The following is a 15,608-nucleotide window of genomic DNA, read 5'->3' on the forward strand; positions in this document are numbered from 1 at the left end:
GACGGCGAATCCCCGTCCGGATGAAGGCGCCCCCGCCCTTGACCCGTGTTCGAGGGCAGCGCCGTCGGCCCTCGCCTCCCGGCAGACGGGTCAGCCGCCGTCGGTGACCCCGTACGCCCGGGCGAGCGCACCCACCGTGTCGGCCATGGCCCGGCGCAGTGCGGCGGGAGCGAGGACCTCCACGTCCGTGCCGAGCCGCAGCAGTTCACCGCACGCGTGCGCCGCGCTCTCCGTCGGCACGACCGCTTCGACCCATCCGTCCGCGCCGGCGGCGGTCGCGGTGGCGTCGACGGCCCGCACCACTTCCGGTGCGACGTTGTCGGGCAGGCGACGGCGTCCTCGCGGGGACAGGCGGATGGTGGCCGTGCCCGTGTAGCGGCGCGCCGCGAAGTCCGCGAGGTAGGAGGCCCAGTACGCCCCCAGCTCGAAGTCCCCTGGCCGGTCGAACCGTTCGTCGCTCAGCGTCGCGTCGAGGACCTGGGCGACCCGGTAGGTCGCCGGTGTCGCCGTTGCCGTTGCCGTTGCCGTGCCCGTTCCGTCCTCCGTGGCGGCCACGACGTACCAGACACCGGACTTGAGGACCAGGCCGTAGGGCCGGAGGCGGCGGGACACCTCCTGCGGCGCGCGCCAGCGCCGGTAGCGCGCCTCCACGACCCGCCGCGTGAGCGTCGCGTCGGCGAACAGCGACAGGTACGGGGTCTGCTCGGGCTCCCGGTACCAGCCCGGCGCGTCCACGTGGAACACCGTCGCGGTCCTCGCGGCCTCCTCCCGCGCCCCCGCCGGCAGTGCGGCCAGGAGCTTCAGGCGCGCCGCCGACACCTCCGCCGCCAGCCCCAGGTCGGCGGCCGCGTCCGGCAGCCCGGCGAAGAGCAGCGCCCGGGCCTCGCCCTGCGTCATCCCGGTCAGGCGGGTGCGATAGCCGTCGAGCAGCCGGTATCCGCCGCCGCGGCCCGGCTCCGCACAGACCGGCACCCCGGCGCCCTGCAGCCGTTCCACGTCGCGGTAGGCCGTCCGCACGGACACGCCCAGCTCCTCGGCGATCGCCCGCGCGGACATGCGGCCACGGGATTGCAGCAGGAGCAGGACCGACAGCAGGCGACCGGCAGACATGCGCCCATTCTCCGCGGAAACCCTGACAGCACCTGGCACGCCCCCGGCCTACCGTCGGTCGAACGCGTCGGCTGCGACGCGCGGCAACAGAACAGGAGCCCGTCTTGCCACCCACCGACCCTGCCCGCCCCCTCGCCGTGATCGAGCTCCGCCAGTACACGCTGCGGCCCGGCCGGAGGGACGAGCTCATCGAACTCTTCGACCGGGAGTTCGTCGAGACGCAGGAGGAGCAGGGAATCGCCGTCCTCGGGCAGTTCCGCGACCTCGACGACCCGGACCGCTTCGTCTGGCTGCGCGCCTTCCCCGACATGGCGGCCCGGCACGACGCGCTCACGGCCTTCTACGGCGGCCCCGTCTGGGCCCGGCACCGCGACCGGGCCAACGCCACCATGACCGACTCCGACGACGTCCTCCTCCTGCGCCCGCTGACGGACGGCAGCGGCTTCCACGCCGCCCCGTCCACGCGGCCGCGGCCCGGCGCACCGGCCCCCGCGCGCTTCGTGTCCGCCACCGTGTGGTCCTTCCCGCCCGGACGACCCGACGGGATCGCACTGGTCAGGGACGGTCTCCTCCCGCTGCTCCGCGGCACGGGAGCCGCGCCGCTCGCCGCGTACGCCACCGAGGCCGCGCCCAACACGTTCCCCCGACTGCCGGTCCGCACGGGGGAGAACGCGGCCGTGGTGCTCACCTCCCACCCCGACGAGGAGTCCCACCGCCGGCACCTGACCGCCCTGCGCGCGCACCCCGTCGCGCGGGAGGAGGTCCTGCCGGGCATCGAGCGGGAGCAGACGTCGGCCCCCCGGACACTGCGCCTGGCGCCCACGGGCCGCTCCCTGATCTCCTGACGGGTTCAGCGATCTCCTGACGGGCACAGCGGGGCCCTTCTTGCACCTATATTGCAGGTGTCGAAAACGTGCAAAAGGAGTGGGCGCCGTGGGCGGACCGGTGGTACTGGGGATCGAGTCGTCGTGCGACGAGACCGGGGCGGGCATCGTGCAGGACGGCAGACTGCTCGCCCACGTGGTGGCGACGAGCATGGACGAGCACGCCCGCTTCGGCGGGGTGGTGCCGGAGATCGCCGCCCGCGCCCACCTGCATTCCTTCAACCCGGTGGTGCGGGAGGCCCTGGACCGGGCCGGGCTGCGGATCGGCCAGATCGACGCCGTCGCGGTCACCACCGGCCCCGGGCTGTCCGGTGCCCTGCAGGTGGGGCTGGCCGGGGCGAAGTCCGTGGCCTACGCGGCCGGGGTGCCCCTGTACGGCGTCCACCACCTGGCCGGGCACGTCGCCGCCGACACCCTGGAGCACGGCCCGCTGCCCGACCCGTGCGTGGTACTCATCGTCTCCGGCGGTCACACCTCGCTGCTGCTCGTACGGGACCTCGTACGCGAGCCGATCCTCCATCTCGGCGACACCCTCGACGACGCGGCGGGGGAGTGCTTCGACAAGGTCGCCCGGATCCTGGGCCTGCCGTACCCGGGCGGCCCCGCCATCGACAGGGCCGCCCGCAGCGGCGACCCGAAGGCCGTGGCGTTCCCGCGCCCGCTGACCCGGCCGGGAGACGACCCGTACGCGTTCTCCTTCTCGGGCCTGAAGACCGCGGCCGCCCGCTGGGTCGAACAGCACGTCCAGCGCGGCGAGGACGTCCCCGTGGCCGACGGCGCGGCCGCCCTCCAGGAGGCCGTCGCCGACGTGCTCACCCGCAAGGCCCTCGCGGCCTGCCGCGCGTACGACGTGACGACGCTGATCGTGGTCGGGGGAGTGGCCGCGAACTCCCGCGTCCGGGCCCTGGCGGAGAAGCGGTGCGCCTCGGCCGGCATCGAACTGCGCGTGCCGCCGATGACGCTGTGCACCGACAACGGCGCGATGATCGCCGCGGTGGGCGACCTCCTGGTCCGTGCCGGAACGGAGCCGGCGCCCCTGGACGTGTCGATCGACCCGTCCGCCCCCCTGGAGTACGCCTCGCTGAACCCGCTCGCCCGGCCGGCGGCGCGGGTCGCCTGACCCCACCGCCCACCGCCCGCCGCCCGCCGCCCGCTGTCCGGTCAGGCGCCGGAAGTGCCGTCGCGAGGGGGCGCGTTGACGATGCCGAACGGCACGTGAACGCTGGGAGTGGCCGGCGCAGTGCCGTTCAGGTGGGCGACCTGGTCGTCGAAGAAGATGTGCGGATCGAGGGTGCTCATCACGGCGGCCTTGTCGATGCCGCCGAGGAAGAACGCGTCGTTGACCCGCAGCCCCCACCGCTTGAGGCTCAGCACGGCGCGTTCGTGCGCGGGCGCGTCCCGGGCGGTGACCAGGGACACCCGCAGCCGCAGCCGGTACGCGGGGTCCCTACGGCGCTCGTCCTCCTCGCGGCGCTGGATCCGGTTGATGCCCGCGAGGAACTCGCTCAAGGGGCCAGGGTCGTGCGGGGTGGTCGCGTTCAGGACCTCGTGCGCGCGGAAGCCGTCGATGCCCGAATCCTGGAAGATCCGCTCGGAGGAGTCGCCCGCCAGCACGCCGTCGAAGTCGAAGGCGATGCGCAGTTCGCGGTCGTCCTCGTCGTCGACCCGTCCCGTCTGCAGGACGTGCCCCGCCGGCAGCCCTTCGGCAACCGCCGCACGGACGTCGTCGCCGTCGGCCGACAGGAACAGCGACATGTTCAGGGCGCGCATGAACCGGTGCGCCGACCGGCCCTGTCGGAAGACGGCCCGGCTGATGGGCAGGCCGTGCGCGGCGATCGAGCGCATGACGCGCAGGCCGCTGTCCGGGTCGTTGCGCGAGAGGATGATGACCTCGACCAGGGGGTCCGAGGGGGCCGCGAGGTCGTTCAGCGACAGCAGGCGGCGGACGAAGGGAAAGGCCACGCCCTTGGCCAGGACGTCGTCCACATGGGCCTCCTGGTGGGCGCGGTAGGCGTCCTCGCCCTGCTCCCGGAAGACCGCGTCGCAGTCGGCCAGGTCGAACAGGGCGCTGGAGGCGATCCCGATCACCAGACGGTCGGACAGGTCGTACTTCATGACGCCCCCTGCTGGCACGCATGCGCGACACCGTGATGATGATCAGCTGTTCCCACATGTCGAAAATACATGCCCGCCCGCGCCTCCACCGGCCGCCGGCTCGTGAGCGGGTGCCGACGGTCGTACGGTGGTCAAGGCGACCGGAACCGGCGAGCACGGCCAGGTGGCCGTTGCGCTCTTCGCCGTCCGGTCGGGTGACCGCACTCCGAGAGCAGGTGCATCCCCTTGCGTACGTCAACTCGCACGTCGACCCGTATCGCCGGTGTCCTCGCCTCACTGGCCCTCGCCCTCGGCGGCGCGGCCCTGGCCGCTCCCGCCGCCCACGCGGACGTCACGGCCTGCATCAACCAGGTCGAGCGCGAACTCCAGGGCGGAGAGGCCCCGGACTCCATCCGCATGGCCTGCTACGTCGGCCTGACCGGCGAGCACGAGCAGTGCGTGACCGGTCTGACGGCGAGCGGTGTCACGAACGGGACCGCGGTCAGCGCCTGCCGGGTGGCCCCGCGGTAGTCCTGCGGCCGCTCTTCTCCGGCCGCCGGCCCCGGTCGTCGGCCTCCGTACTCAGTCGGCGGCCGGATGCACCACCTCGACGCCCCGCTCGCGCAGCGCTTCGACGGCGGGCGAGTCCGCGGGAGCGTCCGTGACCAACAGGGCGACCTCCTCCAGGGAGCAGATCCGGCCAAGCGCCGCACGGCCGATCTTGTCGGCGGTCGCGACGAGGACCACCCGCTGCGCCGCGGCCACCGCGGCCCGCTTCACCTGTACGTCGTCGAGGTCGTAGGCGGTGGCCCCCTGGACGGGGTCGACCCCGCAGCAGGCCAGGACGAACGTGTCGAAGCACAGGTCCTTGAAGGTCTGCAGCGGCGTGTGGCCGCGGAAGGACAGCTCCTCGGGGCGCACCTGCCCGCCGGGCATCACCAGTTGGATCCCCGGCTGCGCGGACAGGGCGAAGGCCGCGTGCAGCGAGAGGGGCGCGACGGTGAACCGGCGGTCCGCCATGGCGTTCGCCACGGCGACGGCGGTCGTCCCCGTGTCCAGCGCGACGGTCTCGCCGTCGGTGAGCAGCGCGACCACGGTGCGCGCGAGGCGTTCCTTGGCCTCCACCCCGGACAGGGCGCGGATCGCGTAGGGAGGCTCGACGCCGCCGGGCAGGCTGCTCACGGCTCCGCCGCGCACCCGGCGCAGCGCTCCGCGGGACTCCAGTACCTCGAGGTCACGGCGGATGGTCATCTCGGACGCGCCCGTGGCCTCGGCCAACTCGGCCACCGTCGCGCGGTTCTGCTGCACCAGCAGTCCCACGACGAACTTGTGCCTCTCCATCACGTTCATGTGTCTGCTTTTAGCACAGATGGCAGCGGCGGGCTGCGTGGATGAGCTTTTCGCACATCGAAAATGTTGAAACGAACACTCGTGGTGTGTAATTTGATCGAAGGGATGTGAACTTCCGGCTGCGGTGAACAGTGATGACGTTCATCCGGCCATGGATGATGAGGAGCAGTGCCGTGACCGCCGCCAGCCGTGGGGCCGATCCGTCAGGAGGAGGCAAGCCCCTCCTCACCACCGCCGCGATCGGCGCCTCCTGTCTGGCGTTCGTGGTGATCGGCGCCCTCCAGGCGCTCTACGGCCCGGCCATCCCGGCCCTGCGCGCCGAGTACGGCATCAGCCCGGCCGTCGCCGGGCTCAGCCTCAGCGCCCACTTCGTCGGCGCCCTCCTCGGCGTGCTGCTCCACCACCTCCTGCGGGGCCGGCTGAACAACCGGGTGCTGCTCGGCGGCTCCTACGTGCTCATGGCGATCGGCACGGCCGTCTTCGTCTCCGCGCCGGGCTGGGCCCTCGCCCTCACCGGCACGTTCGTCATCGGCCTGGGCTTCGGCGGTATCGACTACGGCCTCAACCGGCTCTTCGCCATCGGTTTCGGCCACCGCAGCACCGCCATGCTGAACCTCCTCAACGGCCACTTCGGCATCGGCGCGATCGCCGGCCCCGCGCTGATCGGCCGGCTCGGGGCGGACAGCTACCCGGAGATCTTCCTGAGCGCCGGAGTGATCAGCCTGCTCATCCTGGCCACCCTCGGCGGAGTGGCCGCGCGGGAGCCCGACCCCGCCCCCGCGGAAGCCGCGGCGCCCGGCGGAGCCCGGGTGCTCCCGATCATCGCGGGGTTCATCGGGATCTACGTCCTGCACGTCGCCATCGAGACCGGCGTCGGCGGCTGGGAGCCCACCCACCTCGAAGCCGTCGGATACGGCGCCGCCACCGCCGCGACCGCGACCTCCGCCTACTGGGCCGCCATGACCGTCGGCCGGTTCGTCGCCGCACCGATCAGCCTGCGCCTGCCAGCGCCGACGATCCTCCTCGTCTGCTGCTCCGGAATGGCCGGCTTCCTCCTGCTGGCGACGGTCCCGGCCCTCGCCCCGTACGCGTACCTCGGCGTCGGCCTGATGATCGCGCCGATCTTCCCGACCTGTCTGCCCTGGCTGAACCGGGCCGTGCCCGGGGTGGCCGCCGCAGGTGCCTACGTGATCGCCGCCTCGATGATCGGCGGGGTGGCCTTCCCGCCCCTGCTCGGTGCCGTCATCGAGACGATGGAGGTGAGGACGGTGCCCCTGCTGCTGTTCCTGCTGGCCGTCGGCTGCGGCGCCCTGAGCCTCTGGCTGCGCCGCAACGCCCCCGACCCCGGCGCCGCGCCCGCCGCCCCGCGCGACCCGGCCGGCAAGGAGTCCGCGGCCGCACGTTGAACGCGTCCGTCAGTGCAGTTGGCGGCGGACCAGGGTGTGGAAGAGGCCCTCCGGGTCGGCGAGGAGTTCGGCCGGGGGGCCCTGTTGGACGATGCGGCCGTCCGACAGGGCGATCACGCGGTCGGCGTCCATCACCGTGGACAGGCGGTGGGCGATCACGAGGCGGGTGGTCCGCAGGGCACGGGTGGATTCGATGACCACGCGCTGCGCCTCGTTGTCCAGCGCGCTCGTGGCCTCGTCGAGGAAGAGGACGCGCGGCTTGCGGACGAGGGCCTGGGCGATCATCAGGCGCTGGCGCTGGCCGCCCGAGACGGTGCCGCCGCCGTCCGACAGGATGGTGTGCATGCCCATCGGCATGGCCTCGATGTCCTGTGCCAGGCCCGCCATCGCGGCGGCCTCCCACGCCTCGTCGAGCGAGAAAGTGCCGGCTCCGCGGATGCAGTCGAGGATCGATCCGGTGAGGGGCTGGGCGTTCTGCAGGACGACACCGCACTGGCGGCGCACGGCCGCCCGGTCGAGCGCCGCCAGGTCCTGGCCGTCGTAGAGGACGCTGCCCGACAGCGGCTTGTCGAAGCCGATGAGCAGCCGCAGCAGCGTCGACTTCCCGCAGCCGCTGGCCCCGACGATCGCGACGAACTCGCCCGGCGCGACGCTCAGGCTGACGTCGTCGAGCACGAGCGGGCCGTCGTCGGCGTACCGGTAGGAGAGGTTCCTGGCTTCCAGGGCGCCGGTCAGTTCCCCCGGCGGGGTGCTGGAGCGGGCCACCTCGGGGGTTGCCCGCAGCACCGGCTCGATCTGCTCGAACATCGGCAGCACCGCCGCGGCCGAGATGAACGCCCCCGTCAGCTGGGTGACCGACGAGAGCAGCATCGTCAGCGCGGTGCTGAAGGTGAGGAACTCACTGGCGGACATGGCACCGCGGGCCGGTCCGGCCAGCAGCACGAACATCACCAGGGTGCACAGCGGGAGGTGGACGGCCCCCAGGACCGTGACGACGTTCTGGATCCGGCCGATGCGCTGCTGCAGGTCGCGGGTACGGGCGAACTCCCGCGCCCAGGCCGCGTACGCGAAGCTCTCGGCAGCGGCGACGCGGAGCTTGGGCAGGCCGCGCAGGGTCTGGAAGGCCTGGTTGGCCAGCCGGAGGCCGAGCCGGTTCAGCCGGCGTTCGTAGCGCAGCTGCCACAGCCCCAGGCCCAGGAAGACGACCGCGACGACGGCCAGCATGCCCAGCGCCGCCAGCGCCAGCGGCACGCTGTGCAGGAGCAGCAGCACCAGGTTGACCACGCCGACCGTGCCCGCCTGCACGCAGACCGGCCCGATCCCGGACAGCACGCGGCGTACGGTGCTGATGCCCATGGCGGCGCCGGCCAGTTCGCCGGTGGAACGGCCCGCGAAGAACGTCGCCGGCAGCCGCAGCAGCCGGTCCCACACCGCGGGCTGCAAGGTCGCCTCGATACGGCCCTCCATGCGCAGCAGGGCGGTGTTCTGCAGCAGCATGAAGACGGCCGCGACGACGCCGGCCGTGATCAGGGCCAGCCCGGTCTGCACGATGAGGCCGTTCTCCGCCTGCGGGACGAACCGGCCGAGGACCTGGCCGGTGCCGATCGGCACCAGCGCGGCCAGCACCACCGAGACCAGCCCGCCCAGCAGCAGGCTGCGCAGCTCGGGGAGGGTGCCGCGCATGCTGAAGCGGAACAGCGCGGGCAGGCCCACCGGCCCGTCGGGCAGGGGCCGGTACAGCATGACGGCGCGCGGTTCGAAGGCCGCCTCGTTGGTCTTCCCGATGCGCTCGCGCGTGCCGGTGGCGGGGTCGACCGCCTCGTAGCGGCCGCGCCGCCACAGCAGGGCGACCGGTGTGCCGTCCTGCTCGCGGCGGCCCACCAGCGGCCCGCTGTTCTCCCGCCACCAGCGTCCGGCGAGCCGGACGGGGCGGGTGCGGATCCGTGAGGCGAGTGCGACGCGCTCGACGGGATCCAGCTGCTCGGACGGGCCGGTGCCCCGGGTCGGCGGTGACAGGGCGATGCCGGCCGCGCCGGCGACGACCCGGCACGCGGCGAAGGTCGCGTCGACGTCGTCGCCGCCCCGCCGGGGACCCCGGCCGGAACCGGCGATGGACGCGAGCAGGGTCCGGTCCGCCTGGGTGCGGGCGGCGCGGCCCGCCTCGATCCCGGCGGCCGTACGGTCCTCGTGGGCGCGTTCCAGTTGCTCGATCCAGCCGTCCAGGGCGTACAGCAGCCGGTACTGCTGGTCCACCATGCCCTGCCACATCGCCGGGTCGACGAGGAGGGTGCCCACCGCCTCCGCCTCGTGGACGGCGCCGTACCGGACGCTGCCCGGGGCGATCCGCATCCACAGGATGTCCTCGTCCGCCCCACCGTGCCCGGTGGTGGCCTCGCCGTCCAACGGCGCCTGGTACAGCACGCGCAGGCCCCGGCCGATGCCGCGGGCGAAGGCGTCCTCCAGCGGGCTCGGCCACCCCTGCGCGGTGCCGGCGGTGGCGTACTGCCCTTCGTCGGCGTGCCACGCCCCGCCGTCGAACGGGCCCGCGTACTGCGGAGGGTGCGGGTACTGCGGGTGCTGCAGCTCCCGCAGTTCGATGCGGCGCAGCAGGCAGCCCTCCAGCGGCCGCCCGACCAGGGTGTGGTCGGGGCCCTCGGCCGGACCGAGCAGCAGCGTGCCCGGCTCCAGCCGGCCCAGGAAGTGCCAGTGCCCGGCCTGCGCGGCGTCCACCGCGAACAGGTCCAGCTCGCCCTCGACGACCAGCCACAGGACGAGCGGGCCCTCCAGGGACAGGCTGCGCAGGCCCGCGCAGTCGACGGGCCTGCCCAGGGCGCCCAGGGCCGCCACGACCGGGTCGACGGCGGCACGGGTGTGCTGTGCGTGGGTCACCTCAGTGCTCCTTGACCAGTGAGGCGTAGGCGCCCCGTGCGGCGACCAGGTGTTCGTGCCGGCCGCGTTCCACGACCGTGCCCCGGTCGAGCACGACGATCTCGTCGCTGTCGCGCACCGTGCTGAGCCGGTGGGCGATGACCACGCAGGCACAGCCGCGGCGGCGCAGGTTGTCGATGATGACCTGTTCGGTCACGGCGTCCAGCGCGCTGGTCACCTCGTCGAGGACCATGACGCTGGGGCGGCGCACGAGGGCCCGCGCGATCTCCAGACGCTGGCGCTGGCCACCGGAGAAGTTGCGGCCGTCCTGTTCGACGCGGCTGTGGATGCCGCCGGGGCGGCGGGCCACCGCCTCGTATACGGCGGCGTCCTCCAGGGCGGCGACGACGGCCTCGTCCTCGATGGTGGGGTCCCACAGCGTGACGTTGTCGCGGACGGTGCCCTCGAAGAGGAAGACGTCCTGGTCGACGAAGGAGACGGACGCGGCCAGCGCCCCGCGCGGGATGTCCTCCAGCCGCATCCCGTCGATGCGGACGGCCCCCGCCCAGGGGGTGTGCAGGCCCGAGATCAGCCGGGAGACGGTGGACTTGCCGCTGCCCGAGCCGCCGACGAGCGCGACCTGCTGACCGGGGCCGACCGCGAGGGAGAAGCCCTCCAGCAGCGGCGGGTCCAGCGGGCTGTAGCCGAAGGTGATGCCGTCCAGCTCCACGTGGCCCTTCAGGCGCCGGGTGGAGGCGGCGGGCTCGCGCCGGGCGTAGACCGGGTCGACCGGGAAGTTCTCGACGTCGCCCAGGCGGGCGACGTCCGCCGCGAAGTCCTGGATCCGGCCGGCGACCCCGCCCAGCCGGGAGATCGGCGCGGTGAAGCTGGTGACCAGGGCCTGGAAGGCGACGAGCAGGCCCACGGTGAGGTGGCCGTCCACCGCCCGCAGACCGCCGATCATCAGGATCAGGGCGCTGTTGAGCGCCGCCAGAGTGGGTGCGACGACCGCCAGCCACGCGCTGGGCACGCCGAGCCGCTGCTGGACGTCGAGGGTGACCGCGTGCTGCCCCGCCCAGCGGCGGAAGAAGCCGTTCTCGCCGCCGGTGGCCTTCATCGTCTCGATGAGCTGGAGCCCGCCGTAGGAGGTGTTGGTCAGCCGTGCGCTCTCGGCGCGCAGCTTGCGTGTGCCGGTGGCCCTCAGCCTGATCGCGGTGCGCAGGGCGAGGACGTTGAGCAGGGCCACGCCGACCCCGACGAGCGTGAGCTGCGGATCGTACGTCCACAGCAGCACCGCGTAGAGGACGACGACCACGGCGTCCACGCCCGCGGCGGACAGGTCGCGGGCGAGGGTCTCGGCGACGGTGTCGTTGGACTGGAGGCGCTGGACGAGGTCGGCCGGGTTGCGCTGCGAGTAGAAGGCGACCGGCAGTCTGAGGAGGTGGCGGAAGAAGCGGGCGCTGCCCAGGGTCGAGGAGATGACGCGCCCGCGCAGCAGGTTGGTCTGCTGCAGCGCGGTGAGGGTGGCGGTGAGCACGAGGGCGACGGCCATCGAGGCGAACAGCACGCCCAGGAGCGAGGTCTGCTCCCCGATGAGGAACATGTCGATGTACGTGCGGCTCAGCGCCGGCACTGACGCGCCGACGGCGACCAGGAGCAGGCTGGAGAGCACGGCGGCGGCCATGGTGCCCGAGGTGCCCCGCAGCCGGGCCGGCACGGTGCCCAGGACGCCGGGCCTGCAGCCGCCGCGGCGGAAGCCGTCACCGGGTTCGAAGGTGAGGACGACGCCGGTGAAGCTGGTGTCGAACTCCTCCAGGGGGACGAACCGTCGGCCCTTGCCGGGGTCGTTGACGTACACGCCCCTGCGGCCGAACCGCCGGGTCGTGCCCTCGTAGACGACGTAGTGGTTGAACTCCCAGAACAGCACGGCCGGGCCGCGTACCTCGGCCAGCGCGGCCAGGTCCATCTGCATGCCCCTGGCCTTCAGCCCGTACCCGCGGGCGGCCTTGAGGAGGTTGCTGGCGCGCGAGCCGTCGCGGGAGACGCCGCAGGCGATGCGGAGTTCTTCGAGGGGGACGAAGCGGCCGTGGTGGCCGAGCACCATCGCCAGCGCGGCGGCGCCGCACTCGACCGCTTCCATCTGCAGCACGGTGGGGGTGCGTACGGGCCGCGGCGTCCGCCCCGTGGGTGCGGGCGCAGGTCTGCGGCGGGCGCCGCCCTTCGGTTCGGGGCGCCGGCGCCGGCCCCCGGAGGGCGGGAGCCGCGGCGGTGTCCCGGTCCGCGGCGCGCTCACGGCAGGAGCCAGTCGACGGGGCGCTGCGCGGCGAGGTGGACGGCGCCGCTGACCGGCGTCCTGGAATCGACGGCGTACGGAGGGCCGTCCGCGGAGGACCACCGGTAGCCGGAGGCGGTGGAGGAGGAACGTTCGAGCCGTACGACCACCGCCACCGGGCTGCCGTGGCGGGAGAACTGCTCGGCGAGGCCGCCGTCGCCGAGGAAGCCGGCGATCTGCGCCTGCGTCAGGGGTGCGCGGCCGACCTCCGTGACGCGCCCGCGCAGCATGCCGAACTGCCGGCTGGGGACGGACTGGACGCTCAGGTCGACGCGGGAGCCGACGGGGATCGCCGGGCCGCTGCCGCCCGGCACGTACAACACCGCCACCAGGGGGTCCGCCGGATCGTTCACGCGTTCCACGGTGGCCACATCGGCACCGGTGGCGACGACCGAGCCCACCTTGGCCACCAGGGTCGTCAGGCGGCCGCCCGCCACGACGCGGACCGGCCGTTCCCCCTGCTCCGTACGGACGTTGAGCAGGGGCGCGCCGGCGGCCAACGACTGGCCCTCCTCGGCGAGGACCGCAGTCACCTGTCCCGCGACCGGGGTCTGCAACACATAGCTGCCCGCCGCCCGGGTCAGGATGCCGGGTGCGCCGAGTTTGGACGAAACGGTGCCGGTGAAGGCCCAGTAGGCGGAGGCCGCCATGACGGCGATCGTCACGATGAGGACGAGCCGCCCCTGCGGGCGCGCGAAGCGCACGGGCAGATCGAGTTCTTCGGGCGATTGCAGCTTGGAAAGAGCCTTTTGGCGAAACTGCACGGACCATTCCTTCGCTGCATTCGTATCGGTGGGGCGCAGGGGCAGCCGTGAACCCCGGAGCCGTGGGGGATGCTCCGGGGTTCATCGGCTTTTCCCGATCAGAGACCGGCGCGACCGGTGTTCAGCGAAACACCGGTGATGCCCGTGGCGAGGCCGGGGACGTGGGAGACGAGGCCCGTCGCCGCCTGGACGGTGTCGAGGGAGCCCACGACACCCACGAGGCCGCTGACGTCGCTGGTCACGGCGCCGGCGAGGCCGCCGGAGACGCTGATGATGCCACCGGAGACGGCGTCCAGCTCGGTGTCGTGGATCTCGCGGGTCTCGATGTCGTTACGCATTGCGCGCACCTTTCAATGGGGGGAGGAATTCATCGCCGCTGCCGGTTTCCCGGTGCTGCGATGCGCACGATGAAAGCACGTGAACGGGCTGCTCATCCAATCCCGTTGACTGCCCATCACGGGCCGGAAGGCACCTGTGGCAACGGACGTGCAGCTTGATTCACGGAATGGTGGCGACTTCTTCACGAGATCGAGTAACAGATACGGGCCGCACCTTGCTTACATGGAACACAGCGGGTCGAAACGGTCCAAAGCGGAGGGGTTCTGCCGGTCCTACGGAGGCGTGGGGGAGGCTGCCTGGCGAGATCGCGGACACGATGTGCAGGTTTGCGGAGGGCGCGGGGCGTGACGAGGCCACCACACCGGGTGCGGATACGGCGAAGGGCCGGGTCGTCGGCTGACGACCCGGCCCTTCGCCGTATGTGCTCGGACGCGGCGTACTACTGCCAGTCCTCGTCCCAGGGCGGCGGCTCCATCCCCTCCGGGTCGAAGGGCGGCTCGTCGTCCTCCGGAGCCGCGGACCGCGCCGCCGCCGCGGCGGGCTCCGCCTCCGGCGCGGCGGCCGGGCCGGGCCCACCGGCGCCGCAGCCCGCCAGGGTCTCCAGGACGCCCTCGGCGTACTTGGCGAGCTTGGCCTCGCCGACGCCGCCGATGGTGCCCAGCTCCTCCACCGTGGCCGGCAGCCGCGTCGCGATCTCCCGCAGCGTCGCGTCGTGGAAGACGACGTACGCCGGCACGCCCTGCTCCTTCGCCGTCCCGGCCCGCCAGGCGCGCAGGGCCAGGAAGACCGGCTCGGCCGCGGCCGGCAGGTCGACCGGCACGCGGGCGCCCTTGCCCGAGCGCGAGCCGGACTCCTTGCGGGACGGACCGGCCGGCGCCTTCTCCTTCCGCATCGGGACGCTGCGGCGTCCCCCCAGCACCTCGCCGCTGTCCTCCGTCAGCACCAGCGTCCCGTAGTCGCCCTCCACCGCGAGCAGCCGCTGCGCCAGCAGCTGGCGCACGACGCCCCGCCACTCCGCGGCGCCCAGATCCGCGCCGACCCCGAAGACCGAGAGCGCGTCGTGGTCGAACTGGATGACCTTGGCCGTCTTCTTGCCCTGCAGGATGTCGATGATCTGGCCGGCGCCGAACTTCTGCCGCCGTTCCTTCGCCAACCGCCACACGGTCGACAGCAGCTTCTGCGCGGCGACCGTCCCGTCCCAGGACTCCGACGGCGTCAGGCACGTGTCGCAGTTGCCGCAGGGCGTACCCGTCTGCCCGAAGTACGCCAGCAGCCGCACCCGGCGGCACTCGACCGTCTCGCACAGCGCCAGCATGGCGTCCAGGTGCATGCCCAGCGAGCGGCGGTGCGCCTCGTCGCCCTCGGACCCGTCGATCAGCTTGCGCTGCTGGACCACGTCCTGCAGGCCGTACGCCAGCCACGCCGTGGCCGGCTCGCCGTCGCGGCCCGCGCGGCCCGTCTCCTGGTAGTAGCCCTCGACCGACTTCGGGAGGTCGAGGTGTGCCACGAACCGCACGTCCGGCTTGTCGATGCCCATGCCGAAGGCGATCGTCGCCACCACCACGACCCCTTCCTCCCGCAGGAAGCGCGCCTGGTTGGCCGCGCGCGCCCGGGCGTCCATGCCGGCGTGGTACGGAACGGCGTCGATGCCCTGCTCCACCAGGGAGGCCGCGGTCTTCTCCACCGAGGCCCGCGAGAGGCAGTAGACGACTCCGGCGTCCCCCGCGTGCTCGGTCCGGATCAGCTCCAGCAGCTGCTTGACCGGATTGTTCTTCCCGACGATGCGGTACTGGATGTTCGGCCGGTCGAAGCTGGCGACGAAGTGCCGTGCGTCCTCCAGGCCGAGACGGGCCACGATCTCGGCATGGGTGGCCTCGGTGGCCGTCGCCGTCAGCGCGATCCGCGGCACCTTCGGCCAGCGCTCGTGCAGCATGGACAGCGCGAGGTAGTCGGGCCGGAAGTCGTGGCCCCACTGGGCGACGCAGTGCGCCTCGTCGATGGCGAAGACCGACACCCTGCCCCGGTCGAGGAGCCGCTGGGCGCTCTCGGTGCGCAGCCGCTCGGGGGCCAGGTACAGCAGGTCCAGCTCGTCGGCGAGGAAGGCCTGCTCGACGGCCTGCCGCTCGTACGGGTCCTGCGTGGAGTTGAGGAATCCGGCCCGGACCCCGAGCGCGTTGAGCGCGTTCACCTGGTCCTGCATCAGTGCGATCAGCGGCGAGATCACGACGCCGGTGCCCTCTCTGACCAGGGCCGGGATCTGGTAGCAGAGCGACTTGCCGCCGCCGGTCGGCATCAGCACGAGTGCGTCGCCGCCGCTGATCACCTGCTCGATGATCTCCTGCTGCTCGCCGCGGAAGGAGCTGTATCCGAACACGCGGTGCAGTACTTGCAGAGCGTCGGAGGTCTCGGGGGAAGTGTCCGGAAGGGCCATCCGTGAAGCCTATCGGCACCCGCCGACACG

General features: G+C 72.9%; 12 protein-coding genes. 4 read left to right on the forward strand and 8 right to left on the reverse strand.

The window, feature by feature from the left end; translation table 11 throughout:
• Positions 1–90: 90 nt before the first annotated feature.
• The gene (locus tag AB0O53_RS01745) at positions 91–1,110 is read right to left on the reverse strand and encodes a helix-turn-helix transcriptional regulator (RefSeq protein ID WP_365192689.1); all 1,020 of its coding nucleotides are present in this window, start codon (positions 1,108–1,110) and stop codon (positions 91–93) included.
• Between the two features lie 104 nt (positions 1,111–1,214).
• Here AB0O53_RS01745 and AB0O53_RS01750 point away from each other — a divergent pair, with 104 nt between their 5' ends.
• Together AB0O53_RS01750 and tsaD are read left to right on the forward strand one after the other, a co-directional pair.
• A complete protein-coding gene (locus AB0O53_RS01750; protein WP_350988843.1) occupies positions 1,215–1,955 on the forward strand; it encodes an NIPSNAP family protein in 741 nt (246 codons plus the stop codon).
• Between the two features lie 88 nt (positions 1,956–2,043).
• Positions 2,044–3,114: a tRNA (adenosine(37)-N6)-threonylcarbamoyltransferase complex transferase subunit TsaD gene (gene tsaD / locus AB0O53_RS01755; protein ID WP_365192691.1), complete on the forward strand. Its 1,071-nt coding sequence runs from the start codon at positions 2,044–2,046 to the stop codon at positions 3,112–3,114.
• A 41-nt stretch (positions 3,115–3,155) separates the two neighbouring features.
• Here tsaD and AB0O53_RS01760 read toward each other — a convergent pair whose 3' ends face one another.
• Positions 3,156–4,109, reverse strand: coding sequence for a 5'-nucleotidase (locus tag AB0O53_RS01760; protein ID WP_350988847.1), 954 nt, complete (start codon positions 4,107–4,109; stop codon positions 3,156–3,158).
• Between the two features lie 225 nt (positions 4,110–4,334).
• Here AB0O53_RS01760 and AB0O53_RS01765 point away from each other — a divergent pair, with 225 nt between their 5' ends.
• On the forward strand, positions 4,335–4,619 hold the full coding sequence (locus AB0O53_RS01765) for a hypothetical protein (RefSeq protein ID WP_350988849.1): 285 nt from the start codon (positions 4,335–4,337) through the stop codon (positions 4,617–4,619).
• Positions 4,620–4,670: 51 nt separating this feature from the next.
• Here the strand turns inward: AB0O53_RS01765 and AB0O53_RS01770 are convergent, their stop codons facing one another.
• Entirely contained in the window at positions 4,671–5,438 is a 768-nt protein-coding gene (locus AB0O53_RS01770; RefSeq protein ID WP_350988851.1) for a DeoR/GlpR family DNA-binding transcription regulator, read from the reverse strand.
• 173 nt (positions 5,439–5,611) lie between these two features.
• Here AB0O53_RS01770 and AB0O53_RS01775 point away from each other — a divergent pair, with 173 nt between their 5' ends.
• Positions 5,612–6,844 (forward strand): MFS transporter, encoded by a 1,233-nt coding sequence (locus AB0O53_RS01775; protein ID WP_365192694.1) that lies wholly within the window; start codon positions 5,612–5,614, stop codon positions 6,842–6,844.
• Between the two features lie 9 nt (positions 6,845–6,853).
• Here the strand turns inward: AB0O53_RS01775 and AB0O53_RS01780 are convergent, their stop codons facing one another.
• From AB0O53_RS01780 to recQ, 5 genes are all read right to left on the reverse strand, one after another.
• The gene (locus AB0O53_RS01780) at positions 6,854–9,733 is read right to left on the reverse strand and encodes an NHLP bacteriocin export ABC transporter permease/ATPase subunit (RefSeq protein WP_365192696.1); all 2,880 of its coding nucleotides are present in this window, start codon (positions 9,731–9,733) and stop codon (positions 6,854–6,856) included.
• Between the two features lies 1 nt (position 9,734).
• Complete coding sequence (locus AB0O53_RS01785) at positions 9,735–11,852, reverse strand: NHLP family bacteriocin export ABC transporter peptidase/permease/ATPase subunit (RefSeq protein WP_365192698.1); 2,118 nt, start codon at positions 11,850–11,852, stop codon at positions 9,735–9,737.
• A gap of 149 nt (positions 11,853–12,001) precedes the next feature.
• A complete protein-coding gene (locus AB0O53_RS01790) occupies positions 12,002–12,808 on the reverse strand; it encodes an HlyD family efflux transporter periplasmic adaptor subunit (protein WP_350988859.1) in 807 nt (268 codons plus the stop codon).
• A gap of 98 nt (positions 12,809–12,906) precedes the next feature.
• The gene (locus tag AB0O53_RS01795; RefSeq protein WP_365192702.1) at positions 12,907–13,146 is read right to left on the reverse strand and encodes a hypothetical protein; all 240 of its coding nucleotides are present in this window, start codon (positions 13,144–13,146) and stop codon (positions 12,907–12,909) included.
• A 440-nt stretch (positions 13,147–13,586) separates the two neighbouring features.
• Positions 13,587–15,578, reverse strand: a complete 1,992-nt coding sequence (gene recQ / locus AB0O53_RS01800; RefSeq protein ID WP_350988863.1) for a DNA helicase RecQ — start codon at positions 15,576–15,578, stop codon at positions 13,587–13,589.
• Positions 15,579–15,608: the final 30 nt, after the last annotated feature.

This window comes from Streptomyces erythrochromogenes (genome assembly GCF_040684695.1).
Lineage (GTDB): Bacteria > Actinomycetota > Actinomycetes > Streptomycetales > Streptomycetaceae > Streptomyces > Streptomyces erythrochromogenes_C.